This is a genomic window from Bacillus sp. RO2, assembly GCF_012911845.1.
Lineage (GTDB): Bacteria > Bacillota > Bacilli > Bacillales > Bacillaceae_I > Sutcliffiella_A.
In genome coordinates, this window is sequence record NZ_JAAXCU010000054.1 from 14291 (window position 1) to 39949 (window position 25659).

General features: G+C 39.7%; 27 protein-coding genes. 6 read left to right on the forward strand and 21 right to left on the reverse strand.

Translation table 11 applies throughout. The features are described from left to right. Window positions 1-49 precede the first annotated feature (49 nt). A complete protein-coding gene (gpr, locus tag HF078_RS18105) occupies window positions 50-1237 on the reverse strand; it encodes a GPR endopeptidase (protein WP_169292409.1) in 1188 nt (395 codons plus the stop codon). Between the two features lie 218 nt (window positions 1238-1455). Here gpr and rpsT point away from each other — a divergent pair, with 218 nt between their 5' ends. Further along, a complete protein-coding gene (gene rpsT, locus HF078_RS18110) occupies window positions 1456-1722 on the forward strand; it encodes a 30S ribosomal protein S20 (RefSeq protein WP_060665089.1) in 267 nt (88 codons plus the stop codon). Window positions 1723-2231: 509 nt separating this feature from the next. Here the strand turns inward: rpsT and holA are convergent. Then, window positions 2232-3257 (reverse strand): DNA polymerase III subunit delta, encoded by a 1026-nt coding sequence (gene holA / locus HF078_RS18115; protein WP_169292410.1) that lies wholly within the window; start codon window positions 3255-3257, stop codon window positions 2232-2234. 322 nt (window positions 3258-3579) lie between these two features. Between holA and HF078_RS18120 the strand changes: the two genes are divergently transcribed. Next, the gene (locus HF078_RS18120; protein WP_010196171.1) at window positions 3580-3714 is read left to right on the forward strand and encodes a YqzM family protein; all 135 of its coding nucleotides are present in this window, start codon (window positions 3580-3582) and stop codon (window positions 3712-3714) included. Window positions 3715-3853: 139 nt separating this feature from the next. Here the strand turns inward: HF078_RS18120 and HF078_RS18125 are convergent, their stop codons facing one another. From HF078_RS18125 to HF078_RS18135, 3 genes are all read right to left on the reverse strand, one after another. Beyond that, window positions 3854-6163, reverse strand: coding sequence for a DNA internalization-related competence protein ComEC/Rec2 (locus HF078_RS18125; RefSeq protein WP_169292411.1), 2310 nt, complete (start codon window positions 6161-6163; stop codon window positions 3854-3856). 6 nt (window positions 6164-6169) lie between these two features. Then, a complete protein-coding gene (locus HF078_RS18130; RefSeq protein ID WP_169292412.1) occupies window positions 6170-6739 on the reverse strand; it encodes a ComE operon protein 2 in 570 nt (189 codons plus the stop codon). Between the two features lie 76 nt (window positions 6740-6815). Further along, window positions 6816-7478 carry a helix-hairpin-helix domain-containing protein gene (locus HF078_RS18135; protein WP_169292413.1) on the reverse strand — a complete coding sequence of 221 codons (663 nt, stop codon included), beginning with the start codon at window positions 7476-7478 and terminating at the stop codon, window positions 6816-6818. An 82-nt stretch (window positions 7479-7560) separates the two neighbouring features. Between HF078_RS18135 and comER the strand changes: the two genes are divergently transcribed. Continuing rightward, window positions 7561-8379 carry a late competence protein ComER gene (comER, locus tag HF078_RS18140; protein ID WP_169292414.1) on the forward strand — a complete coding sequence of 273 codons (819 nt, stop codon included), beginning with the start codon at window positions 7561-7563 and terminating at the stop codon, window positions 8377-8379. An 81-nt stretch (window positions 8380-8460) separates the two neighbouring features. Here the strand turns inward: comER and HF078_RS18145 are convergent, their stop codons facing one another. The 8 genes from HF078_RS18145 to HF078_RS18180 are packed head-to-tail and all read right to left on the reverse strand — an operon-like array spanning window position 8461 to window position 13482. After that, a complete protein-coding gene (locus HF078_RS18145; protein ID WP_169292415.1) occupies window positions 8461-9213 on the reverse strand; it encodes a class I SAM-dependent DNA methyltransferase in 753 nt (250 codons plus the stop codon). Window position 9214: 1 nt separating this feature from the next. Further along, on the reverse strand, window positions 9215-9565 hold the full coding sequence (rsfS, locus tag HF078_RS18150) for a ribosome silencing factor (RefSeq protein ID WP_169292416.1): 351 nt from the start codon (window positions 9563-9565) through the stop codon (window positions 9215-9217). After that, on the reverse strand, window positions 9566-10144 hold the full coding sequence (gene yqeK / locus HF078_RS18155) for a bis(5'-nucleosyl)-tetraphosphatase (symmetrical) YqeK (protein WP_169292417.1): 579 nt from the start codon (window positions 10142-10144) through the stop codon (window positions 9566-9568). Beyond that, window positions 10137-10703 (reverse strand): nicotinate-nucleotide adenylyltransferase, encoded by a 567-nt coding sequence (locus HF078_RS18160; RefSeq protein WP_169292418.1) that lies wholly within the window; start codon window positions 10701-10703, stop codon window positions 10137-10139. Before HF078_RS18160 ends, yqeK begins: the two co-directional genes overlap by 8 nt. A gap of 18 nt (window positions 10704-10721) precedes the next feature. Then, window positions 10722-11015 (reverse strand): ribosome assembly RNA-binding protein YhbY, encoded by a 294-nt coding sequence (gene yhbY, locus HF078_RS18165; protein WP_169292419.1) that lies wholly within the window; start codon window positions 11013-11015, stop codon window positions 10722-10724. Next, window positions 11009-11845 carry a shikimate dehydrogenase gene (aroE, locus tag HF078_RS18170; protein ID WP_169292420.1) on the reverse strand — a complete coding sequence of 279 codons (837 nt, stop codon included), beginning with the start codon at window positions 11843-11845 and terminating at the stop codon, window positions 11009-11011. Before aroE ends, yhbY begins: the two co-directional genes overlap by 7 nt. A 15-nt stretch (window positions 11846-11860) precedes the next feature. Beyond that, window positions 11861-12964, reverse strand: a complete 1104-nt coding sequence (gene yqeH, locus HF078_RS18175; protein WP_169292421.1) for a ribosome biogenesis GTPase YqeH — start codon at window positions 12962-12964, stop codon at window positions 11861-11863. Window positions 12965-12969: 5 nt separating this feature from the next. Then, the gene (locus tag HF078_RS18180) at window positions 12970-13482 is read right to left on the reverse strand and encodes a YqeG family HAD IIIA-type phosphatase (RefSeq protein WP_346775376.1); all 513 of its coding nucleotides are present in this window, start codon (window positions 13480-13482) and stop codon (window positions 12970-12972) included. A gap of 476 nt (window positions 13483-13958) precedes the next feature. On the opposite strand from HF078_RS18180, the gene sda reads away from it, so the two are divergent. Then, window positions 13959-14099, forward strand: coding sequence for a sporulation histidine kinase inhibitor Sda (gene sda, locus HF078_RS18185; protein WP_010196138.1), 141 nt, complete (start codon window positions 13959-13961; stop codon window positions 14097-14099). Window positions 14100-14302: 203 nt separating this feature from the next. Here sda and HF078_RS18190 read toward each other — a convergent pair whose 3' ends face one another. The 4 genes from HF078_RS18190 to HF078_RS18205 all read right to left on the reverse strand — a co-directional run bounded on the left by HF078_RS18190 (window position 14303) and on the right by HF078_RS18205 (window position 18729). After that, window positions 14303-15085 carry a phosphatidylserine decarboxylase gene (locus HF078_RS18190; protein WP_169292423.1) on the reverse strand — a complete coding sequence of 261 codons (783 nt, stop codon included), beginning with the start codon at window positions 15083-15085 and terminating at the stop codon, window positions 14303-14305. A gap of 145 nt (window positions 15086-15230) precedes the next feature. After that, on the reverse strand, window positions 15231-17006 hold the full coding sequence (locus HF078_RS18195) for a M3 family oligoendopeptidase (protein WP_169292424.1): 1776 nt from the start codon (window positions 17004-17006) through the stop codon (window positions 15231-15233). A gap of 543 nt (window positions 17007-17549) precedes the next feature. After that, window positions 17550-18263 (reverse strand): RNA polymerase sporulation sigma factor SigK, encoded by a 714-nt coding sequence (sigK, locus tag HF078_RS18200; RefSeq protein WP_010196129.1) that lies wholly within the window; start codon window positions 18261-18263, stop codon window positions 17550-17552. A gap of 229 nt (window positions 18264-18492) precedes the next feature. Continuing rightward, window positions 18493-18729 carry a hypothetical protein gene (locus HF078_RS18205; protein ID WP_060665104.1) on the reverse strand — a complete coding sequence of 79 codons (237 nt, stop codon included), beginning with the start codon at window positions 18727-18729 and terminating at the stop codon, window positions 18493-18495. Between the two features lie 346 nt (window positions 18730-19075). On the opposite strand from HF078_RS18205, the gene HF078_RS18210 reads away from it, so the two are divergent. Further along, window positions 19076-19978, forward strand: a complete 903-nt coding sequence (locus HF078_RS18210) for a helix-turn-helix domain-containing protein (RefSeq protein ID WP_169292425.1) — start codon at window positions 19076-19078, stop codon at window positions 19976-19978. 40 nt (window positions 19979-20018) lie between these two features. Here the strand turns inward: HF078_RS18210 and HF078_RS18215 are convergent, their stop codons facing one another. Together HF078_RS18215 and HF078_RS18220 are read right to left on the reverse strand one after the other, a co-directional pair. Continuing rightward, window positions 20019-21542, reverse strand: a complete 1524-nt coding sequence (locus HF078_RS18215; RefSeq protein ID WP_169292426.1) for an ABC transporter permease/substrate-binding protein — start codon at window positions 21540-21542, stop codon at window positions 20019-20021. After that, on the reverse strand, window positions 21542-22495 hold the full coding sequence (locus tag HF078_RS18220; protein ID WP_169292427.1) for an ABC transporter ATP-binding protein: 954 nt from the start codon (window positions 22493-22495) through the stop codon (window positions 21542-21544). The genes HF078_RS18215 and HF078_RS18220 overlap by 1 nt, the downstream gene beginning before the upstream one ends. A 172-nt stretch (window positions 22496-22667) precedes the next feature. On the opposite strand from HF078_RS18220, the gene HF078_RS18225 reads away from it, so the two are divergent. After that, window positions 22668-23504: a thermonuclease family protein gene (locus HF078_RS18225; protein WP_169292428.1), complete on the forward strand. Its 837-nt coding sequence runs from the start codon at window positions 22668-22670 to the stop codon at window positions 23502-23504. Window positions 23505-23694: 190 nt separating this feature from the next. On the opposite strand, the gene HF078_RS18230 is transcribed toward HF078_RS18225, so the two are convergent. Continuing rightward, entirely contained in the window at window positions 23695-23928 is a 234-nt protein-coding gene (locus HF078_RS18230) for a YrhC family protein (RefSeq protein ID WP_169292429.1), read from the reverse strand. A 129-nt stretch (window positions 23929-24057) separates the two neighbouring features. After that, on the reverse strand, window positions 24058-25593 hold the full coding sequence (locus tag HF078_RS18235; RefSeq protein ID WP_169292430.1) for a carboxypeptidase M32: 1536 nt from the start codon (window positions 25591-25593) through the stop codon (window positions 24058-24060). Window positions 25594-25659 lie beyond the last annotated feature (66 nt).

Sequence of the window (25659 nt, forward strand, 5' to 3'; positions counted from 1 at the left end):
TTGTTGCTACTATATGTATGCGAAAGGGAGAAAAGTAGAACTATGCCGTTTAATGAGTATATGCGTCTACATTATCTTGATTCACATGGTAGTGCAGAGCCGCGTTTAACCCTTCTGCTATGACATTTGCCATGTCTTCTATAAAATCATCCACTTCTTTTGGAGTTACCATCAAATTATGACCAAGCGGCGAGAGAACCTCATGGATTAATCTCCGCTTTTCTTCTTCTTCAAGCGTCCCCACAATTCCAAGAAAATTCTTTCGGTGTTCTTCCCCTGGAAGGTCCTCTTCGGTAAGCTTTCTTTTTTCTCCGAACGTCATACCAGCAGGCGCAAGGGACCTTGAAGGACTATCCCCTTCTTTCATCTCTTTGCCAAAGTGCTTCAAAATGAAATCAATCGTATCACTTGCCATTGATACAGCATCGACTACAGTCGGAATACCAATAGCAATTACCGGAATTCCAAGCGTCTCCAAACTAAGTTCTTTACGTTTGTTACCAACACCGGATCCTGGATGAATGCCGGAATCGGAAATTTGGATAGTCGCATTCACACGTTCAATCGATCGCGCTGCCAATGCATCAATGGCAATGACAAAATCAGGTTTCGTCTTTTCTACCACACCTACAATGATGTCACTCGTTTCAATTCCAGTAATCCCCATCACACCAGGGATTATCGCACTTACCGGCCTAAATCCATCTTGAACTGATTCTGGCTGCAGTTTAAAAAGATGTCTTGTAATTAACAGGTTTTCACATACTAAAGGACCAAGTGCATCTGGCGTCACATTTGAATTCCCAAGCCCCACTACTAGACAGGTTGCATCCTTAGAGATATTAAGCGAGTTTAAAAATGCACTAAATTCTTTAGCAAAAACTGCTTCGACCTTCTTTTGAAGGTCACTGTCCTTCTGGCGAATCCCCGTTGTTTCAAGCGTGAGATAATTCCCTGGTTTCTTTCCAGTCATCTCAGCCCCCTTGTCAGATATAGTGACAGTGGTAATATTAACTCCATCTGTCTGCCTTTCCTTTACCACTACACCCTCAATGGATGAAACTGGTTGTGATGTTTGATTGCTTTCGTTTGTTTCATTTTTATTTTGCTGATTCTGATTTCCCCCATTTTGACGGTTTTGTTTTTCAATCGCCATCTGATTGGCTTCTATCGCCAGATCGGTTCTTACTGCGTATTTACTTAGATCTAAAGGTTGTTGCGGTTTTGGTTGAGTCATTGATGCACGCCTCCAGCATTGCCAAATTTTAGTTTTATTTTGACCTTACATTCTTTTTTCATGCATAGGAAAACCCCTGTAATTAACATTCAAGAAAATTCCCTTGACTCCCTATTGCATAATCATTATGGATTTGATAAAATATCACTTGTTCTCATAAGTAAAGAAATGTCGAGTTTATATAATCTCGATCGTCGAATTGTATGGAGGTGAAAGATATGCCAAACATTAAATCTGCTATCAAACGTGTGAAAACTAACGATGCACGTCGTGCTCATAACGCTACTATCAAGTCTTCTATGCGTACTGCTGTGAAGAAAGTAGAAGCTTTTGTTGCTAACAACGATGTTGAAGGTGCAAAAACTGCTTACCTAGAAGCTGCTAAACGTTTAGACAAAGCTGCGCAAAACGGTATCATCCACAAAAATGCAGCAAACCGTCAAAAATCTCGCCTAGCGAAAAAAGTAAACGGAGCTACTGCATAATAAAAGGGCGATCCGGACGGGTCGTTTTTTTATTTTTTGTCCTTTGGGGGTCAGACCCCCAAAGGATTTTTTTGTTTTATGTCGAATACCTTATGATACTGTGGTTTTCTGCTTTCCAGGTGGTGAGAAGTCCAAATGTCCGAAGATTTTTGGTTTTTGACCGAAGTTTCCGCGAAGTTGGCCGAAGTTTTTGCTAAGTTGACCGAAGATTCGAGCTATTTGACCGAACCAATTTTTAAAATGGCCGAACCGACATAAATATTGACCGAACAAGGTGGTGTAAATGTCCGAACCCCCTTAGAAATAGCTAAATGGTTGACCGAACCAACGAAAAAGCTGTCCGAACACTTTCGAAGAAGCTCTAAATGACCAAGAAACTACCCTTTTTTGTTAAATAACGTCCCTCAACACTCCAATTCCCAATAGCACTATTCCCAATACCCCTAAACAACAAAAAACCACCGAACACTTAATTGTTCGGCGGCTAAAACGTGTCTTATTCAATTAGTTCATTTCACCGGCGCAAGCTTAATTAGCAGCATCTCCATCGCCAGCTGTTTATCTATTTTCCCACTCTTCATTAAATAGTCAGCCTCTGCGAGATCGTCCACCATTTTCATCAATTCTGATCGCTCAAAATATCGGCCCTGCTGGGATGCAAGCTTTACACGGTAGGGATGCACCCTTAAGATCCCAGCCATTTTTTGCTGACTGTATCCTTGCTCACTTAAATCTTTCACTTGATACAATAAGCGGAATTGATTGGCAATCAACGCGTGCAGTTTGATTGGCTCTTCGTTGTTGCGGACCAAATCATAAAACAGCTCCAATGCTTCGTCCACTCGCCTATGTACCATTTTTTCAATCAATTCGAATACAGAATGTTCTATGGATTTGGCAGCCAACAGCTTGACTGTATCAACGGAAATTTCCTGCTCAGAAACGCCGATATACATCGCCATTTTATTAATTTCCTGCGAAAGCACGGACAAGTTGACACCTGCGATCTTTAGTAGTTCTTCCGCGGCTGCATCACCTAGATCGGCACCGTTTTGTATCGCTTTTTCCTTCATCCACGACTTAAGATCCCGCTCGCCCAAAGGTTGAACTTCAATTACCTCAGCCTGCTTTTTTAACTGTTTCACGATCTTTTTCCGCTCATCCAACTTCTCATAAGAGGCCTGTATAATAAATATGGTATATGGTGCAGCTTCTTGTATGTATGCAAGAAATCGGTCTGTATTATGTTCCACTTTACTTTTACTTTTTTCTGCAGTCAGAAAGAAAGGATTTGATAAGACCACCACTCTTCTTTCTCCCATGAAAGGCAATGTTTCTGCATCTTCAATAGCCACATCCACTGGTTGTTCTTCCATATCATAATAAGAAAGATTAAAATCATGCTCTTCCGCGTTTAATGCATGCTCTATAATGGAGTCTCTAATTTCTTTCATTAAGAATGCTTCCGTTCCCAATAATAAGTATATGGGCGCAAAGTGTTTGGCCTTTATTTTTTTCAATGCTTCAATTCCCATTTTTTTGCTCCCGTCATCTGTTTCTATACACCCTTATCGTACATGAGAATTATGTAGATTGACAAGCATCAAAGCCATAGCAAAATGCAAAGGAGACTAGTTCTCACCTACAAAGAACTAATCTCCATTTTATATAAACGTTAACGATGCAAGCCCCAGGTAACTCGCTCGTCAACGATTGCCCCGTTTGGGTGTAATACTATGTTCTCCCCTAAATTGCGAACTATTTGTGACAACTCTTGTCAATGGAGGAAAAGCAAAAATGTCTGGTGGATTTTTTTTGCTGTATAGCTTATACTAATGTGTGATAGGAGGGATACTTATGAACGAATTTGAGAAAAGCGTCCAAAGTAAACGTAACGATGCAGTTGATTCTGGTGTCGGTTTTATCGTATCCTTCGGTTTTTTCGCAACAATCTTTGCAATGGCAACATTGATTCAGTACCTAGGATCTTAATGACGGCATAACGATACATACCGTCGTGATTCTTTTCCAAAGCCAGTTGTGAAAAGAATGAGGATAACTCAAAAGCTTCGCTATAAAAGAGACTGCGTCTAACATGGTGCAGTCTCTTTTTCATTTTCGATACTGTATCCTATGGGATTATGGTGGAAAACGTTCCTCCCCGATGTGTAAAATCAAAGAGAATTGCACCATGGAGGTCTGTCCTATATACTTTCGCATCCATTTGTGTTAATCGGTCCAGTACGTCTTGATGCGGATGTCCAAACCGGTTATTCCTTCCTACCGAGATAACGGCAACATCCGGACGAATAGTATTCAGAAAACTGGCAGTTGAAGAGGTGTTACTTCCGTGGTGACCGACTTTCAGTACATCCACATCAAGGTTTGGATAGTGATGTAATAAGTCCCGCTCTCCTTCCTCCCCCATATCACCTGTAAAAAGCCAGTTTTTTTTACCCAACACGGCAAAAAGCACAATAGATCCTTCATTTTTACTCTCATAAAATTTAGACGGATGCAAATATAAAAAGCTCGCTTCACCATTCTTCCAACCTGTGTTAGAAACAGCCATTCCAATACTTACTCCCCTGCGCTGTGCTTCTTTCATTATCTCCTGCTCAACTTCACCTTCACCAAACCCTTTAGGAACAATGACCTCTTCTATTCCTACTTCTCCCCAAAGACTTTCCACATTGCCTGTATGATCGGAATCCCCATGCGTAAGAATCAATTTATCAAGCCGCCTTACTCCTTCTGCTTTTAAAAATGGGACCAATACATCTGAACCGCTATGAAATTCCCTCTTCCTCTTTTCCCATTCTTCTTGTGGAAAATTAAACGCACCGCCAGTATCAATCAAATAATTGCCTTTATTAAACGGCAGGCTAATAAAAATGGCATCCCCTTGACCAATATCCAACACCACTACCTTTCCATAAGGATTAAAGTAATTGATATTCCAATGAGAAATCATGCAAAGAATAAGAACAATCACAGCGGACCGTCGCTTTTTTACTTCCCACTTATAAAAAAAGAAGATGACAGAAAAACCATAGGCTGTCATTAAAAGGATGGAAGGCTTTCCGAACACCAATGTGCCTATTGGAACTTCTGCCATTCGAACTACAAATGAATTCATAATTTTTAACGGGTAGGACAAAAAAGGAACAAAGAGGGAGACATGATCTGGAGAAAGTAAAAGGATAAAAAACAGCAAAAATGAAACAGGAAGTACATAAAGGGAATAGAATGGGACAAATAGTAGATTTAAAAATGGACTCCACAGAGAGAACTGGTAAAAGTGGTATAGAAGTAAAGGCAAGGAGGCAACTTGGGCGATGATGGAGACAAAAAATAATTGAACAACGCTATTCTGCACTTTATGAAGGCTACCTGATGCTAATAGTAACGACAGACTGACCGAAAAGGAGAGCTGAAAGCCTATATGATAAAGATAATATGGACTCAAAATCAAAACAAAGATACAAGCCAAACCAATGGTATCAATAGATAAAACCTTCTTTTTCATCAGCAATAGAGTAAGCGCCACCCCTGTCATGGTTGCCGCTCTCATCACAGATGGTGCTTCGCCTGCAAGCAGGACATACAAGGGCAAAAGTAAAAGCAAAAACAGATTCATCCACTGCCTGCTAAATCCAATCCTGATTCCAAGGTAAAAAGTTGCTGCCGTGATGATTCCAACATGCAACCCGGAAATTGCCAACAGATGGACTAGTCCCAACTGCTGATAGGTATCAAGTAGACTCTCATTAAGACTGCTGCGGTCCCCGAAAATTAATGAAATCATAAAACCGGCATTCGGCTGATCCATATAGTGGCTAATTAGATTTATCCCTTGTTGCCTGATTTGTTTCATTGATGTTAAGAAGGGGGTTTTTGGTGGGGAGAGGCAGGCTTGCGGTAGTGCATTCAAAGAAAGGATCCAGTGGATTTTTTGTTCATATAAATATTTTTTGTAGTTAAATGCGTGAGGGTTACTTGCTGGTTGGGGCTGCTTTAATATTCCTGACCATATACATTTGTCCCCTACTGCCAGTTCATGGAGCTGAAACGACTCATCCTCCCGTTCCAAATAATATTCTACCATTAACACTTCATTAAGATTGCTTTTCATTTGGAAACTTGCCTTGTTTCCATCAATGATAAGTGGGGAATGGACAGTGCCTTGGAATTCAGATTCACCTTTAAGGTGCATGGAGAAATTATGATGGTCCACGTAAGTCATATAGCTATAAAAACCCACAGTGAAAAGGATGGTTAGAAAAAACAATCTTCGCGGTTTTTCATCAATACTATAGATAAGATAAAAAAATAACAGAGCAAGGAGAAGCAGCCCCCAATGGAAATCCGACCTGGAGACTGCAATGCCCAAACAACTTGCAATAGCTAAATAAGCATAAAAGCCTGTCCTTTGTTTCATCGCAAGCTATCCTTTTTTGCTGAATAAATCAGTGGAACGCTCGTACCAGCTTTTTATTTCTTCATCACTCGCACCGGAATCCTCCAGTCTTTCGATTAGACTTTTAATGAATCCTAATTTCTCCGGGTCATTCAAACTAACCGCCATCTCAGCCAGCTCCACTTGCTCCACTCTCACATCGGCTTGTTCAAACATTTCCAAAGCATATGGATGATTTTTGTACTCCATCGCGTAATAGACCGTTTTGATTCCTGCTTGAATGATGGCCTTACAGCAGTGAAGGCATGGAAAATGAGTGACATAAATTTCGGCTCCACTTGTAGGTACACCAAACTTGGAGCATTGAAGCAATGCATTCATTTCAGCGTGAATCGTTCGTACACAATGATTGTCAATGACATAACAGCCTTCATCTATGCAATGCACGCCACCTGCTATCGATCCGTTATATCCCCCTGCAATGATGCGCTTGTCACGTACGATGGTTGCTCCAACGGCAAGTCTTGTACATGTACTGCGCAATGCAAGCAAATGGCTTTGTGCCATAAAGTATTGATCCCATGATATTCTCGTCATCCTCCATCAAGCCTCCAGTTTCTTATAACAATATGCAATAACTCTAGTGTATCGGCTCTACTTGAATTTCGTCAATTCAATTGGCAACAGTAATTTCATTTCTTAACTTTTCAAAAGATTTTTGTCCGATTCCGGTAACCTGCATGATATCTTCAATATTTTTAAACAAACCATTATCGGTCCTGTGGTCTATAATGGCTTTAGCTTTGGAAGGACCAATTCCAGTTAAGCTTGTCAACTCTTCCTCGGTTGCTGTATTGATATTGACCAGACCGCCAGAGGTTCCAGGTTCTCCGCTCTCATTGGTCACCGGGTGCTGAATCACTTCCTTTATCACTTCGCCCTCCTTTGGAACAATAATGACCATTTCATCTACCAACAAGGCTGCTAAATTAACCTCATTAGTATCTGCTCCCTCCATAAAACCACCTGCCTTTTCTACCGCATCGATGATTCTGTCTCCTATTTTCATACGGTAAACGCCAGGCTCCATGACTTGACCTTTCATATCAATTAGAATTTCCTGATTGGCAATCTCAACTTCCTCCATTTCGTTCTCTTCTTCTAAGCTGATTGATTCATTTTCTTCCACTGGCACTTCTTCAATAAAACTTATTTGCTCTATAGAAGACTCTGCTTCACTCTTACTGAGACTTGACCAACCAAGTATGGAAATCAGCGCTAATACACTGATTGATACTAATACTTTAATTTTATGGACAGACCATAATTCTTTCATTGCTTTCACCTTCTATTCATAATAGTAAGCTTAAAAACATATAGTGTATGAGAAACTTTTTTGGATGGAGGAGGGAATTAACATGAAGATTGGAATGATCGGCACAGGCAACATGGGGAGAATCTTGGTTGAATCATTTGTCGACTCGAAAGCAGTACCTCCTGAGAATATTACGATTACTAATCGATCAATAGAGAAGGCGTTTAAAATACAGAGCAAATACCCAGATCTCCATGTTGCGGAGACCGCCGAAGAGGTGGTTAGAGCTGCTGATATTATTTTTTTATGTGTAAAGCCATTGGATATACACCCCCTTTTAACAAAGATAAATAAGAATCTTACTGGCGATAAATGTGTTATTTCCATTACCAGCCCAGTATCTGTAGGCCAACTGCAAACATTGGTCACTTGCCAAGTAGCTAGAATAATTCCGAGCATCACCAACCGTGCATTAGCTGGTGTCACTTTAGTAACGTTCGGGGATAATGTTGAAGAAGAATATAGAGAATATTTACTTTCCATATGTTCGCAAATATCTACTCCGATTCATATTAAGGAAAATGTTACAAGGGTTGCCTCTGACATAGTGAGCTGCGGTCCGGCATTTTTCAGCTACATTCTACAAAGATTCATTGACGGAGCAGTAAGCGAAACGGCTATTTCTAAGGAACAGGCGACGGATTTGGCAAGTCAAATGATTGTAGGGATGGGTAAGCTGATTGAAAAGGATATTTATACATTACAGACTTTACAAGAAAAGGTTTGTGTAAAGGGCGGTGTCACCGGAGAAGGCATTAAGGTGTTAGAAAACGAGCTTGGTGATGTGTTCCATCATGTGATTCAGAAGACGCATGAGAAGTTTGATGAGGACATTACAGAGGTTAAAAAACAGTTTCATTGATTAAGGTATTCGCTATCACTCGACAAATTCCTTTAAAATTTTGTAAGTTTTTCAAAAAAAAAGGCGCCCTTTGATAGGCGCCTATTTTTGTGCAACAAAAAACACTCTTTCCGCATGTTCAGCCATATATTCGGTAGAATAATCGCCGGTTATTGATCTAACGGTGAATCCTACTTCTTCTAGCCACTTTTTGTATGTTTCCACATCGAAAGTCCGTTGGAAATGCAACTCGTCAAAACGCAAATAGCGGTCTGCTTCTTCTTCTTTTACAAAAAAAGATAGTTCATGCTCCACACTATTTGGGTGCTCTCCAGGAAAACTGTTCCAAATATAAGATACATCCTCTTCCACACTTGTAAAGGTATTATTCATGAACACTTGTGTCATTTTATAAAGAGAGTGAACATCAAAGAGCAGTAGCCCGCCTTTTTTCAACTGTTTGAAAGCTGATTGAAACGTTTTTTTTACGTCACCCTCTGACTCTAAGTAGTTTAATGAGTCGCAAAAAATCGTGATGCAATCTACCTCTTCAAAGCCTTCTAACTCCGCCATATTTTGCTCGAACAGAGGGATGGAAAGCCCAGAATTCGAAGCTTTTTCATGAGCGATGGCCAACATACTTTCTGATAGATCAACTCCTGATACTTCCCATCCTTCTTGGGCAAAACGAATCGCAAGCTCTCCTGTACCACAACCAACATCTACAACGGAAAATCGTTCAGAGTCATCAGTCATGTACCTTTGTTTAACCGTTTGGACAAAGGAGACCCACTTGTCATAAGGAACATCCTGCATCAATTGGTCATATATATGGGCAAATTGTCCGTAAGCCATATTACGTTAACTCAATTTGTATATCTTCACGAGGAGCGTCTCCCCAAAGACGTTCTAAATTGTAATATCCACGCTCATCTTTATGGAATACATGTGCCACGACGTCACCTAGGTCCACAAGAATCCAGCGAGCTTCATCAAAGCCTTCCATTCTGCGTACATGTTGTCCGCTTTCTTCTGCAGCTTCTTTAATAGCACGGGCAATTGCCTGTACTTGTTTGTCTGAGTTACCGTGGCAAATCAAGAAATAATCTGAAACAAGTGAAATTCCTTGCATATTCAAAGCTACCAATTCTTCTGCACGTTTATCATCTGCAGCCTTTGCTGCAAGCTGTAATAATTCATTTGACATTTATGTTAACTTCCTTTCTTTTACCTTCATAGTCATATCGTTATAAGCATGAAACGTATCGGGATAGACTGGTTGATTTCGCGTTATTAAGTATGTGATGGTATTTTTCATGGCCTGGATAACCGCGATATCCAGCGAGCTCTTTGCAGAATCTCGAACTTGTTCAACTCCCGGAAAGTCCCGGCCAGGCTCGATATAATCTGCTACATACAAAACTTTGTCAAGTGTACTCATGTTTATCTTACCCGAAGTATGGCATCGTATCGCTTCAAGAACTTCGTTATCAGAAATTCCTGCTTCTTTTTCCACAAGGTATGCGCCTACAGGAGCATGCCATAACTCATCATGAAACTGCAATAAATCCTGAGGCATCTTCTGATCGATGATGATTCTGCGCATTTCTTCTTTACCTCTAAACTTGGCATAATCATGAAAAATTGCTGCAAGCTCTGCTTTTTCCTTATCAACATCATAGCGCTCGGCAAGTTCGATTGCAGTTTCCATGACACCAATTGTATGAACATAACGCCGCTCTGTTAATTGCTCTTTAACCAATCTTAACGCTTTTTCTCTATTCATATAGGCGTTTCTCCTCTATGATTTCTTTTACCTTATCAGGCACCAAGTATTGAGAAGTCCATCCATCACGCACTCGCTTCCTTATTAAGGTGGAGCTAATGTCCATTTCCGGTGTTTCCACCTCTAGCACTGGGAATGGAGATGAGAAAGAATATCCCGGACGCTTTACTCCTACAAATGTGACGAGTTCCAGCAATTTTTCTATGTTATGCCATTTAGGCAAAAACTCGACCATATCTGCCCCTATGATAAAGTAGAAGCGAGTTTCAGGATACTTTTTTGTTAATAACAACATTGTATCATATGTATAGGAGGGACCCTCCCTTTGAAGCTCAATGGTTTCCACCCGAAAGCACCTATTTGTCGCAACAGCAGCTTTAATCATTTCAACCCTGATGGGCGTCGGGGTTATCGATTTATTTTGCTTATGAGGAGGGATATGATTCGGCATAAACCATATCTCATCTAATGCAAGCTTCTGCCTGACATCATTTGCAATCAGAAGATGACTGATATGAGGCGGATCAAAGGTCCCGCCGATTATGCCCACTTTCTTCACGAAAATCCCTCCATCCCATTATCTTGGCAAGACGATTTGTTTGTTTTCTTTCGATTCTTTGTAAAGAATGATCGTACTCCCGATAACTTGTACTAGTTCAGCTTTCGTACCGGCAACAAGTTCTTCGGCCACATCTTTACGGTCTTCATCACAGTTTTGCAACACACTGACTTTCAGCAGTTCCCTTACTTCTAAAGCTTCTGAAATCTGCTTTGTCATATTTTCATTCACTCCGCCTTTTCCTACTTGAAAGATCGGATCAAGATGATGTGCCTCTGCTCGTAAAAATCTTTTCTGTTTACCTGTTAACATGTTTTTCCTCCTAGATGTTCTTTTACTAATTTTTTCATTCTATCTGTATCGGGTAACTTCCCTGTCCAAAGTTCAAACGCTAAAGCTGCCTGATAGGCAAACATATGGATGCCGTTTTGCGTAATAGCACCAAGTTTTTTTGCTTCCCTTAATAATTTTGTTTCTAAAGGATTATAAATTATATCACTAAAAACTGCATGTAGTTTAATAAAGTTCACCGCTAGTGGAATGTCATCAATTTTAGGGAACATCCCCACCGAAGTGGTTTGAACTACCACATCATACCTATCCAGCTCTTTTGCGGCTTGTTCCACAGTAATACTTCGTGAAATCCGTTCCAATGAGAATTCTTTCATTAAATCATCTGACTTGGATACGGTTCGATTACAAATATCGAGTTGTATCCCTTCTTCCAATGCCAAAGTGTAAAATATAGACCTAGCAGCCCCACCGGCACCGATAATAAGTACATGCTTATCTTTAAGCTCCACCACTTCTTTTAAAGCCTCAACAAAACCTCTGCCATCGGTATTATAACCGATGAGCTTTCCATTTTTATTTACCACCGTGTTAACTGCACCAATTTTCAAAGCTGCCTCATCCACACTATCTAACAGTGGAATGATCGCTTCTTTATGGGGAATGGTTACATTGAATCCATTAACACCAAGGGCACGCATACCGGCAACCGCCGTCTCTAACTCACCGGCATCTACATGAAAGGCATGATAATGCGCGTCTATTCCGTTTTGAAGAAACGCGTCATTATGGATGAGGGGAGACATGGAATGTGCAATGGGAGACCCGATTACTCCGTAAAGACTCTTCATCAGCCTTCCTCCCTTTTAGATCAACGATTTTCTTACCATGACTCCTACACCTTTTGGAACATGAGCCACCACTTTAATTCCAGGTTCATTGATTGTAACCCAACCAAGACCTGAGAAGACAATATCCGTTTTTTCATCTTTTATCGTAAACTCATGCGCAACAAGTTCGGGGAATGATTCTACAAAGTCGTTACCAGGTGGTTGCAACAAATCTCCTAAATGTTCTTTATACACATTATCTGCATTCTCAAGCTTGGTACGATGGATATAAAGGTCATTAGATACGTAGCATGTAAAGGAGTTACGTCCGCCTTTCACATAATCAAACCGTGCCAAACCACCAAAGAATAACGTTTGAGCTTCATTTAATTGAAAAATCTTTGGTTTGATTTCTTTCTTAGGAGAGATGACTTTCAATTCCTTTTTATCAACAAAATGCGCCATTTGATGACGATTAATAATTCCCGGTGTATCAAACAACGAAGCTCCGTTGTCCAATGGAATATCAATCATATCAAGTGTTGTGCCAGGAAACTGGGAGGTTGTGATAACATCTTCCTCGCCAGAGAATTCACGGATAATGCGGTTAATGAAGGTCGATTTGCCGACGTTCGTACAGCCAACCACATACACGTCCTTTCCATCTCTGTAATCTTCAATGGCCTGAGCCAATTCTTTGACACCTGTTCCTTTATCCGCACTGATTAAGAAAACATCTTCCGGTTTCATGCCAAGCTCTTTTGCGGCTTGCTTCATCCAATTGATCACTTTATTTGGCTTTACGGACTTTGGCAGCAAATCCACCTTGTTTCCAACTAATAATACTTTGTTATTGCCGACAAAACGATGTAAGCCCGGCAACCAGCTGCCGTCAAAATCAAAAATATCTACAATCTTCACCACAAGACCTTGTGTCTGACCTATGGAGTTCAATATCCGGATAAAATCATCATCAGTCAAGGAAACATCCTGTATTTCATTGTAATGTTTCAGGCGAAAGCATCTCTTACAGATAACCGCTTCCTTATTTAAAGAGGAAGGAGGTGCATACCCCAATCCTTCTGGGTTCTCTGTCTGAATGGCCACTCCGCACCCGATACATACTATTTGTTCTTCCATATTCCTTAATCCTCCCAATTAATCATACCTTTTCGCTTCATCCACGAAAGAATTCGTCTTTCTACACGGCGATTAAATTTTGTAATGAAACCGTCCGTTTGCGCAACCGGAACAACAAGAATGGTATGTAAGCCAATCCGATTGCCTCCTAGCACGTCTGTCAAAAGCTGATCTCCAATTACGACCACTTCTTGTTTTTGAAGCTTCATATCTCTCAGAGCTCTTCTGAATGCACGACGCATCGGCTTCCTTGCTCCATAGATATAGTTGATACCAAGTGGATCAGAAAACATCTTCACCCTTTTCAACTTATTATTGGAAACAATCGTCACTAAGATGCCTACCTCTTGCATTTCTTTAAACCATTCAATCAATGCAGGTGTCGCTTCCGGTCGATCCCATTCTACAAGCGTATTGTCTAAGTCTGTAATGATTCCTTTAATTCCCTTTTCTTTCAAATCCATCGGCTTTATTTCAAATACACTTTTTACGTGCTGTGCAGGCAGAAAATACTTGATCATTTAATCACCCTCAATTTGTTTCTATAGTTATCGTTGTGAACATATTTAAATGGATGTTTACGTTCAAATTAACACTTTACCATCTTACCTAAATTCCTTCTCCGTGTTAAGCATATTATTGATATTTCTAGTGTTCTCATGCTTCTGTTTTCTAATGAAAAGAATTGAAAATAAAAATTTTTCGACAAATTCCTGTCGATTTCAACACCTGTGGATAAACTTATCTACATTATACAGTGTGCCCTATAACGTTTATTGGTAATTATAAACAAAATACCCACATGTTATCCACCGTTAACTGTGGATAACAGAACGGTTGTTCTAACAAAAAATACATGGTAGAGTAATCGTACAACCTTCAGAATTTACAATTATATGCATGATAAGTGTAGAAAAGAACTAAATCTAAACATAATTCTTACAACCATACATAGTAACGTAATAATAGGAGGTGTAGGGCAGAGGCCAATCTGATGAGAAAACTTTCTGATGAACTTTTACTAGAATCCTATCACAAAGCGACCGAGTTGAAACTAAGTACAGATTTTATCCTACTGATCGAGTTAGAGATTAAACGCCGTTCCCTAAGCTACAAAATAAAAGCAACTTCCTAAAAGAGCCGGTAACCTGGCTCTTTTTTGTATGAATAGATTTCTAGCTGTTGATTGGTGCAAAAGGCGAAGACTCCAGCGGGAGAGCAGCGGCAATGTTGAGACCCCGCAGGCAAAGCCGAGGAGGCTCAAGGTCGCCCCGCGGAAAGCGAAGCCAATTGCGGAAATCAACAGCGGAGAAAAAAGAAAGAAAGCTAGTGCTCTCACTAGCTTAGCCAAGTTCCAATCTTTTGACCGACCTTTACCTCTTCCTTCTCTTTCAATGTATCCTCCATCATAAAACCATCTTTCTCAAACAATAAAATAACCGTGGAGCCAAATGAGAAGTATGCCATTTCTTCCCCTTTTACGAGCTGCTCGCTTTCATGTGTCAACTCGATGCTATTAACAAACATAGCGCCAACTTTTACAACGACAACGTGTTTACCATCGTGTTCAATTTCTGTCAACCTGCGATAGTTTTTTGCTAGTGGTTCTTTTCCGTACTTTAATCCCAATTGATTAACAGGGTAAGATTTCCCACCAAGTGTCCACTGTTTTTTGACATTCCCAGAAATAGGTGTATGAATTTTATGATAGTGGCTTGGACTCAAATAAAGGACCAAATAGGAACCACCCATATATTTTGTTGCTAACTCAGGATCTGAAAGCATTTCTCCAACAGAGTAATCGATCCCTTTTGCTCTCAGTTGCAGAGAATCTGTAATAAGCCCTTTCTTTTCAATTACCGCATCAACCGGGCTAACCACTGAGCTTTTTCCAGAATCTATCGGTCTGACATGAGGCTTTAAGTTTCGAATGAAGAATTGTTGCAAGGTAGGAAATGTATCCATCTTTTCCTGCATTTCTTCTGTATTTATATTATATACCTTCGCAAACGAAGGGATAAACCGCTTGCTAAGCTTCGAACTGGCAAAACGCTTAACAGCCATTGAAGAGATCTTATGATTGGTCAGTTCAATAGCAAGTCTGTATATACTTTTCAACAAATCGCATTCCTCCAAGATAATAATCCTATATATAAATGAGTTAATCTGCAGTGTGTGTTCTTCTACTTAAACTCCATGAGTGATATTATAACATTTGAGCTTCAGAAAAGGCATCCCTATATTCAGGGATGCCTCAACTATCTACCTATTTGTTTGTAAGTTGTAAAAACTCTTCCACATCTTCAAGCGATTTTTTTACTGCTTTTTCCCAGAAGTCTCGTTGTGTCAGATCAACACCTAAATGCTTCATTGCTAAGTCTTCCACTGTCATAGAAGCTGTATCTTTTAATAGTGCAATGTATTTTTCTTCGTAGTTCGTACCTTCTTCTAATGCTTGGGAGTAGATGCCCAATGAGAACAAGTATCCAAACGTATAAGGGAAGTTATAGAACGGTACTTGCGTTATAAAGAAGTGCATCTTGGAAGCCCAGAACGTTGGATCGTATTCCCCTAAAGCATCGCAATATGCTTCTTTTTGCGCTTCTACCATTAAATCGTTTAACTTTTCCACACTTACCAATCCGTTTTTACGCTCTTCATAGAATCTAGTCTCAAATAAGAAACGAGCATGAATATTCATGTAAAATGCTACACTGCGCTGTATTTTGTCTTCTAAAAGAGAGATCTTTTCCTGCTCATCCTTTGCATACTTAACAGCAGCATCGGCCACAATCATTTCAGCAAAAGTAGAAGCTGTCTCTGCAACATTGCTTGCGTAGAAACGATTTAAAGTTGGCACTCCATGCATGGCGTGTTGATGGAATGCATGTCCTAATTCATGTGCCAATGTGGAGACATTAGAAAGTGTTCCAGAGTATGTCATAAAAATTCTCGATTGTCCGGAGACAGGGAAACTTGTGCAGAATCCACCTGGTCGCTTTCCTGCTCTATCCTCCGCCTCAATCCAGCGGTCTTCGAATGATTTCTTTGTAAATTCTGTCAGTTCAGGACCAAACTTGGAGAACTGTTCTATTATGAATTCTGCTCCTTCTTGATAAGAAAGAATGGTTTCTTCTGAAGATAAAGGAGCGGACACATCATACATGTTCAATTTTTCAAGCCCTAATAGTTCCGCCTTGCGTTCAAGGTACTTTTTCAACGTGCCTTTATGGTCCGTGATTACTTGCCACATAGTATCTAACGTTTCTTGCTTCATTCTATTGTTCTCGAGTGGTTCTTTCAGTACAGAATCCCAGCCTCTTTGCTCATATACTTGCAGTCGGAACCCTGCGAGATGGTTTAAAGCAGATGCAATGGTTTCAGCTTGGCTTTCCCACGCTTTTTTCCACGAATCAGAAATATTCTTGCGAACACTTCGGTCTCCATTTGAAAAACGATTATGGGCTTGTCCAACGGATAACTCCTTCACTTCTCCGTTTTCTTCAACAGGTATTTTGATAGTACCAACGATAGAGTTATATAGTTTGCCCCAAGCATGATAACCATCAACAGCTAATGAAGTTACCAGTTTCTCCTGTGCTGCCGGTAATTTGTCACCAGCTCTACGTCTTCTTTCATTTAAAACATATTCTAATGGTTGAAACACATCTCTTTGGATTAGATTTGCCCATGTAGCTTCATCAATTTCAACCAACTTTTCATCTAATGCACCTAGCTGAACTTGTAATTTGGCATGCAGTTGTGCTACTTTCCCTTGAAGCTGTGAAGCAGCCTTGTCCTTAACATCCTGTGCGAGAAGACAACCGATGAAAGCAGATGCTTGTACCACTTTTTTGACGACGTTCTCATAGGAAACCAAAATCCCTTCAAGATTTTCGGTGGAGAAAACTTCTATTTGTTGCTCAAATGCAAGAAGTTCTGATTGAATTTCTGTTAAATATGTATGAAAAGCTTCTGAATTGCTTCCTCCTTGGAAAAATACATCTAAATCCCAAGTTTCACTATATGTTTTCGTTGCCACGTTGTAACTCCCCCTTTTAGTTTCATAGATTAATTATAAACGAAGAGTGTAAATATTTCTACAATTCCAAACTATTTGACTGGCGTAAATTTCGTATTGCGAAGTTTTTTTATTTAAAGATAAGAAAAAAAGCCCATGCTAGAAAGCATAAGCTTATCTGTATAAGTGGTTTTTGCAATAATAAGCGCCGCCAATAAGCAACAAGATAAACAGTATCACTAGAAGGCCATACACCCATCCACCATAAAATCCAGGTCCGCATGGTCCAGGATAAGGAGGAGGACAACACCCAAAACCTCCGTAAGGGTACCCGTACATACCAACAACCCCTTTCTCCAACTAGGTATCTACACTACTACCATATGCACATCCCACTAAAGAGACAGGGCAAACGCGGAGAAAACCACAATTAATTTTGGGAAAGTTCATGATTTTTTTGTTACAGTAATATTAAAATCCTGTGTGGGGGTCAGACCCCCACAGGATTTTCGCCCACCATGTCGAAACCCCTTGGCAGGATTAATAGCCAAGGGGTTTTTTATGTTATTGTTTCTTCTTTTCTTTTTCAGCCCGGTAAAATTCGTGGAACATTTTCATGAGGGCTCGCTTTTCGATCCTTGATACGTAACTTCTGGAAATGCCCAGTTCTTTCGCTATTTCACGTTGCGTCTTTTCATCTTTAAGATCAAGGCCAAAGCGACCGACGATAACCTCTCGTTCCCTTTCATCAAGGACGTCTATATAAACTTTTATCTTCTCCAATTCCATATTAAGCTGTATAGTATCAATGACATCTTCCGATTCTGATTTCAGCACATCGATCAAACTGATTTCGTTTCCTTCCTTATCTTGACCGATTGGATCATGTAAGGAAACATCCTTCTTCGTTTTCTTTAACGCCCTTAAATGCATCAATATTTCATTTTCAATACACCGAGCAGCATAGGTTGCTAGCTTCGTCCCTTTTCCGGAGTGAAAACTTTCGATTGCTTTAATCAATCCAATTGTCCCGATGGAAATTAGATCCTCTGAATCTTCCCCGGTATTTTCAAACTTTTTGACAATATGCGCCACAAGCCTAAGGTTATGCTCAATAAGTAGATTCCTTGCCTCTTCATTCCCTTCTGCCATCAACTTTAGGTATTTCGCCTCATCACCTGATGACAATGGTTGTGGAAATGCATTGTTCTTGACGTAAGAAACTAGAAAAACTAGTTCTTTGATTAAGTATCCTACCGATGCTAATATGCTTGACACACTTTCACCTCCATAAGAAATGCTTAGGCAAGAGCCCAGTAATAATTCTTATGTAGGAAAAGGCCATCATGTGCAAGTACACTTCAAAATAAATCCAAATTAAAATGGCATATTATCATGGCGTTAAAATGTTTTATTTATGTTACAATTCTGACGATTAATGGTACAATTTGATAAAGAGGAACAAATGTTCAAAAAATAAAAAATCCCCCTATTAAATAGGAAGATTTTAATACTTAATATAAGGATACTTTTTCAACTTGGAAGGTATGGTACCTTTACCGACTTTCACCACACTGTACTCTTGGAACAATGTTTCAAACCATTTTGAAACTTCTGCATATGTTTTATTTTTGTAATCTACAAGCTGGGCAACACGGTAATGCCTACGCGCCTTTTGCTCACGATCAACAACGATAAACCAAAAGCATGTAAGCTCAAAAGTGTTTGTACTAGTAGCCGACATGGTATCAACCTTCCTTTGTTAATTTATTTATTAATGTTGGTATGGTAATTCTTGCGTCTCATAACCACCGGTAGGTGCAGCAGAAGAAACACCTTGGGACCCAATTAATGCGAAAGAAACAAGTAAAGTAGTAATTAATAATTTTTTCATACGATATTACCTCCATCTTTGATAGAATAATTGTAAGAAAATTTTTATTCCTTAATAGGAATAATACACTATCTTTTAAAAACTTTCTTTGGTCGTTTTCAGCGATTTTATGAGATTTATAATAGTTTTTCTTCGTTTTCCTACCAAAATCGTAGGACAATATAACTCTAGGAATAATTTATAGGAAGTGAAGATTATGGATTTTTCAGTAATTGGAAAGGAAATTAAGGCTCTTCGACAAGAATTGGGGATTTCTCAAGCAGAATTAAGCAATGACATTTGTACACAATCGCAAATAAGCAAAATTGAAAAAGGAGAAGTATTTCCGTTAGCTAATACTCTCTACTTTATTGCTGAAAAGCTTGGCGTAGATGTTAACTATTTCTACGACTTAGCTACGACCCCCCACTTAGAATATGTAAAAATGGTAAAAGAACAAGTGAGATCCGCTCTAAACGAATACAACTACGAAGAAGTTTATCGAATTATCAACACCGAAAAAAAGAATCCTCTCTTTTTCAACAATAGGAAAAATTCACAATTTTTACTTTGGAATGAAGGAATATGTGTTTATTATACAAAAAAAGAGAAGGGGTCTGCACTAAAATTATTTAAAGAAGCCCTGGACTTGACTAAAATGACAAATAAACTGTTAGGCGAAAGAGAAATAGAAATAATAAATAGTATTGGTATCATCCATTCAGAAACCGGTGAATATCAAAAGGCCATTGAAACATTTAATCAGGCATTAATTAATTTTGTAAAACTTCCTTCATTCCATGACTATACAATTAAAACCAAAATTTTTTACAATAAATCTAAAGCACTGACCAATATTAATAAATATTATGAGGCTGTTGAGGAATGCCAAAAAGGAATAGCCTGGTGTGTTAAAAATAACAGTCTATATTTACTAGGTTCTCTTTATTATCATATTGGGTATAACTACTCATTTTTGGGAAAGAAAGAGGAGGCTATTACTAATTATCAAAAGGCAATTACAGTTTTTGACTTACAGAAAAATGTAGATTTTAATCTTTATATACAAGATAAAATTACTCAATTAAAAACAGATACAGCACCCTCTTCTACAGTTTAAAATGAGCTGTGAGTTCACAGCTCATTCTTTAATTATGTGTCTATTCACCAATCAAGCCTTTCTCTTCCAAAAACTCTTTGGCTACTTCATAAGTCGTTTTTCCTTCTACGGTTACCTGGTAGTTCATGTCACGCATTTCGTCATCATTTATTTGGTTTTCCAATTGATTTAGGATGTCTTCTAGTTCTGGATGCTCTTCAAGGGTTTCTTTTCTGAGCAGTGCCGCTCCTTGGTAAGGAGGGAAAAGATTTTTATCGTCTTCAAGAACTCGCAGATTGAATTGCTTGATTTCTGCATCTGTCGAGTAGGCGTCTACTAAGTTTACATCGCCATTTTCCACTGCCTGATAGCGTAGTTTTGCTTGCATGGTGGTCAGGTTAGGGAAGGTGATGCCGTACACTTCTTGAATTCCTCGGTACCCGTCTTCACGGTCAGAAAATTCTAAAGTAAATCCTGCTTTAATTTCATTTTTGGCACCGTTCAAATCAGATATTGTATTAATGTTATTTTGTTCAGCAAAGTCTTCCGGGATAGCTAGCGCATAAGTGTTATTAAAGCCCATTGGTTGGAGATACACAAGCTCATCTTGCTTCAGCAATCCTTTTTTGGCCTGCTCAAACACTTCCTCATCGTCAATGCTGACAGGTTCCTCTTCCAATAAGGTGACAATGGCTGTACCCGAATACTCAGGGTATATGTCAATGTCCTTATTTTTCAAGGCTCGGTATACAAAACTTGTGTTTCCAAGAGACGGGCGCAATTCAACACGGAGATCTGTTTCTTCTTCAATCAACAATTTGTACATGTTAATGATGATATCGGGTTCTGCGCCAATCTTTCCACTGATAACAAGGTCCGCTTCTGTCGCTTTCATGACTGCAAAAGGAGAAAGAAAAAGAAGAACCACAGCAATTCCTATGATGAGTGCTTTTTTACCAGATCCTTTTCTTGCAGCAGTTTCAATCATACGTAAAATGATATCGAACAATATCGCAAGGAGTGCTGCAGGAATTGCTCCTAGTAAAATTAACGCATTGTCGTTCCGGTCTATTCCAAGAAGAATGAGACTTCCTAATCCTCCTGCTCCAATTAATGCGACAATGGTCGCAGTACCGATAATCAATACCATCGCTGTCCGTATACCTGCCATAATAACAGGCAAAGCAAGTGGTAACTCCACTCGAAATAACCTTTTCATAGAAGTCATTCCCATTGCTTTTGCCGCTTCACGCAAGGAAGAATCTACTTCTTTTATTCCTGTATAGGTATTTCTTAAAATCGGGAGCAATGCATAGAGAAATAATGCGATGACTGCTGGAACAAACCCAATCCCAACAAGAGGAATTAATAGCCCTAACAAAGCAAGAGAAGGGATAGTCTGCATGACCGCTGTTATACCAATAATAGGCTCTGCAATACGCTCTTTTCTTGTTAATAACACACCTAGTGGTACAGATATGAACACTGCTATCGCCAGTGCAATGACCGATATTTGAATATGCTCTAATAGCGCAGTCCATAGTTGATCGCCACGAGCTGCATATAGTTCTTGAAGGAATGTCATTATACAAGCCCCCCTTCTTCGCTGTGCTCATGAAGGAAGCGAAGTACATCTTTCCTAAAAAGGACACCTAAAGGTTGGTTTGCTCGCATAATGGTAACAGCCTCTTCATCTGCAAAATATGCGAGGAGTTGTCCAAGTGTTAGCTTACTATCTACTTCGCGGAAAGGCGTTTCTGAAGAGCCTATTATCAAGTCTTCTATTAGTTCCTCGATGGTTTTCTGAAGTACACTGCGTCTATTCCCGATAAAAGATTTCACAAAATCGTTTTTCGGGTTATTGACGAACTCTTCTGGGGTTCCTACTTGTACTGCCTCTCCATCTTTCATTAGGCAGATCCGGTCGCCAAGTGTTAGAGCTTCGTTCATATCGTGAGTGACAAACACGATGGTTTTTTGGATTTTCTTTTTCAAGCTAAGAAAATCTTGTTGCAACTGTTCTCTGCTGAGGGGATCAAGCGCACTAAATGGCTCGTCCATTAAGATGATTGGTGGATTGGCTGCCAATGCTCTAGCCACTCCTACTCGTTGTTGTTGACCTCCTGATAATTCAGATGGCTTTCGTTTTTTATAGGTAGACGGCTCCAGTCCTACAAGCTCGAGCAACTCATCCACTCTTTTGGAGATGTCTGCTTTTTTCCAAGATTTAAGCTCTGGCACGATGGATATGTTCTCCTCGATTGTCATATGTGGAAAAAGCGCAATTTGCTGGAGAACATAGCCAATATTCCAACGAAGTTCGTGGATATTATGTTCTGAAATACTCTTCCCGTCAATGAGGATATCCCCATTGGTTACATTATGTAATCGATTGATCATTTTCAATGTGGTTGTTTTTCCGCATCCACTCGGTCCTATTAGGACAAAGAATTCTCCTTCTTTAATTTCTAGATTAAAGGATTGGACAGCGGTTGTCCCATCTTCATATGTTTTTGTTACATCCTGAAAGGTTATCAAAACCTTCTCACTCCCCCATACAAGTATTTATTTCTCTACAGTATTTCCTAAAAGCACAAACAATAAATACCCTACTTTTTAGAGTGTCAAACTTTGTTTTAAAAATCGCGCAGTACAAGACTTGATGCATGATATAATGAGGAATACTTTTTTGCACCGAAAGGAGACACCTATGAGAATAAAATTATATACATGGTGTTTTGTTCTTGTTCTTGTATTGGCAGGCTGCTCTTTGGATGAGAGTTCCTCCACTGTGACAGAGAACAATTCACCTGAATCAGTTCAGGAGCTAGTTGATCCACGTGATGAGAGTTCAGCCGAAACAGAAACAGAGATAGAGAATCTTGAAGATACCGAACACGAATATAAAAGAACAGAGGTCCCTCTCGTTCGTGTCATAGATGGAGACACAATAAAGGTGAAAATAAATAATAAAGAAGAGAATATCCGTTTCTTGCTTATAGATACTCCAGAAACGAATCACCCTAAAATGGACGGTCCCCAGCCGTTTGGTCCAGAAGCGAAAAAGTTCTTGGAAGAGTTCATGGAAGGCGGAAAAGTGGAAATAGAGCTCGATGTAAGCGAACGGGACCACTATGGACGAATTTTAGCACACGTATATGTGAATGGTCTGTCAGCACAGGAAGAGCTTCTCGAGCGTGGGTTGGCACGAGTAGCATATATTTTCCCACCTAACACGAGATATGTAGATAGCTATCAAGTTATTCAAAAGAAAGCTCAAGCGCAAGGGATAGGCATTTGGAGTGTGGAGAACTATGCACAGGAAGATGGTTTTTTTCCTGAATACGTTGAAGACCCTGAAATTAAAGCTCCAGCCGAGGAAAAACCCGTGTCGGACAGCTGTACAATAAAAGGTAATATCAGCTCAAGCGGAGAAAAAATCTATCACGTGGAAACAGGAGCCTACTATGACCGGACCATTCCTGAAGCATGCTTTAACACCGAAGAAGAAGCAAAAAAGGCTGGATATCGGAAGTCGATGAGATAAGGTATCAAGGTGATAGTAGTCCCTTGTTGATTGGAGTGGAAGGCGCGCAGACGCCCGCGGGAGAAAGGGACAGGTGAGACCTCTGAAGCGTTGTGAGGAGGCTCACGGACCGCCCGCAGGCAAGCGAAGCACCTGGAACGGAAATCAACAAATTAATAAGAAGAGGAACCTTCAATAAGGGCTCCTCTTCTTATTGTTCATCCTGTTCTTGTAAAATCTTTTTCAACTTTCTCGCTCTCCATACAAAAAACACTGCCCCACCAAGTAAAACAACTGTGGCACCCATCATCGTATAGATCTGTAAAGCTTCTTTCCCTGCATGCTGAAAAGCAACTCCAATATATAAAAACACACTGACGGTCGTTAAAATAATGGCATATCTAGTATAATCTTGAATCTTTGCGTGTAACACCTTCGTATTCATCTAGATTCCCCCCATCTACTATTCACTCTAACATAGTTTGCTAGGTTTTCCGGCATGTAATTTCTTCCGGAAAACGTCAAAAGCCTTCTGCAGCTAAACAGAAGGCTTTTTTCCTATTAGTTAATAATATTAAAATTGATAGATAGCAGAATACTTCTCTTCTAAGTATCTTACCAAATATTTTGCATCCAGTTCTTCTCCCGTCACTTTCACAATCAATTCGTTTGGAGAATAAAGTTTTCCATATTGATGGATATTCTCTCTTAACCACCCGCTGATTGCCATGAAGTCTCCCTGTTCAATCTTGTCATAGAAATCTGGCATTTCCTTGATAAACGTATAGAGAATTTGCGCTGCATAAAGATTACCTAGTGAATAAGAAGGGAAATATCCGAATCCGCCAAAGGACCAGTGTACATCCTGAAGGACACCAAGTGTGTCTGTTGGTGGCGTAATCCCTAAATATTCTTCCATCTTTTCATTCCATACTTTTGGCAGATCTTTCACTTCATATTCCCCGGCAAATAAACCTTTTTCAATTTCATAGCGTATCATGATATGAAGATTATATGTCAGCTCATCTGCTTCCACACGAATGAAAGACGGATCCACCCTGTTTGTGGCAGCATAGAAATCATCCAATGAGACATTTTGCAGTTGCTCCGGAAAATGCTCTTGTAAATCTTTATAAAAACAAGTCCAAAATTCCTTACTGCGTCCAACCATATTTTCTAAGAAGCGAGATTGCGACTCGTGAATACCAAAGGATGTCCCTCGTCGAATCACTCTTCCTTCATAGGCAGGATTAACTCCTTGTTCATACATTCCGTGTCCAGCCTCATGGATGGTGCCAAAAATAGCGGAACGAACATTATCTTTCAAGTAGCGCGTAGTGATTCGAACATCTCCAGTATTGACAGAAGAAGCAAACGGATGCACCGTTTCGTCCAAGCGACCGCCTTCCATATCGAACCCGATTAGAGGCAAAATATATTGATTAAATTTCTTCTGAGCTTCTATATCATACTCCTGTGCGAAAATATCTTCTCGCGGTTGGGATGGTGAAGCTTTGATTTTATTTAATATCTCTACACTTTTTTCACGAAGCTCTTTAAACAATGGATCAAGCTTCTCAACAGTCAATCCCGGCTCAAACTCATTTAGCATCGCATTGTATGGATGCCCTTCATAGCCATAATATTCGCCAAACTTTTTCTTGAATGCCAGTACTTTTTCAAGAACAGGTGCGTAAGAGGCGAAGTCATTCTTATCGCGCGCTTCTTCCCATGCCTCATTCGCATCATTAACAAGAATCACATATTCTTGATATTCATCTGCAGGGATTTTTATCGATTTATCATAATTATTTTTCCTCTCGCCTACACATGCCTTTGTCGCTTCATCCAATTGCTCCCAAACTTTTTCTTCTGTTAAGTATGTAAGCAACTTTCCCATTTCTTCTGAGATAGATAGTTTGAAAGCTTCAGTTGATAATGTTCCTCTTGCTTTTCCAAACAAGGAACGGCCTTTTTTAGGTGCTTTTGTTTTAGAATCCCAGCTAAGGAGCCCCAACACATCATTATAATGGCAAAGCTTCTCATCAAGCTTGTTGAATGCATCCACTTTTTCTTGAACGTTCTTTTCTAATACAGGTACTGTAGACATGATAATCCTCCTAGTGTAAATAGTATGAAAATTATGTATTATTTTTATATTATATCAGATTTTTAC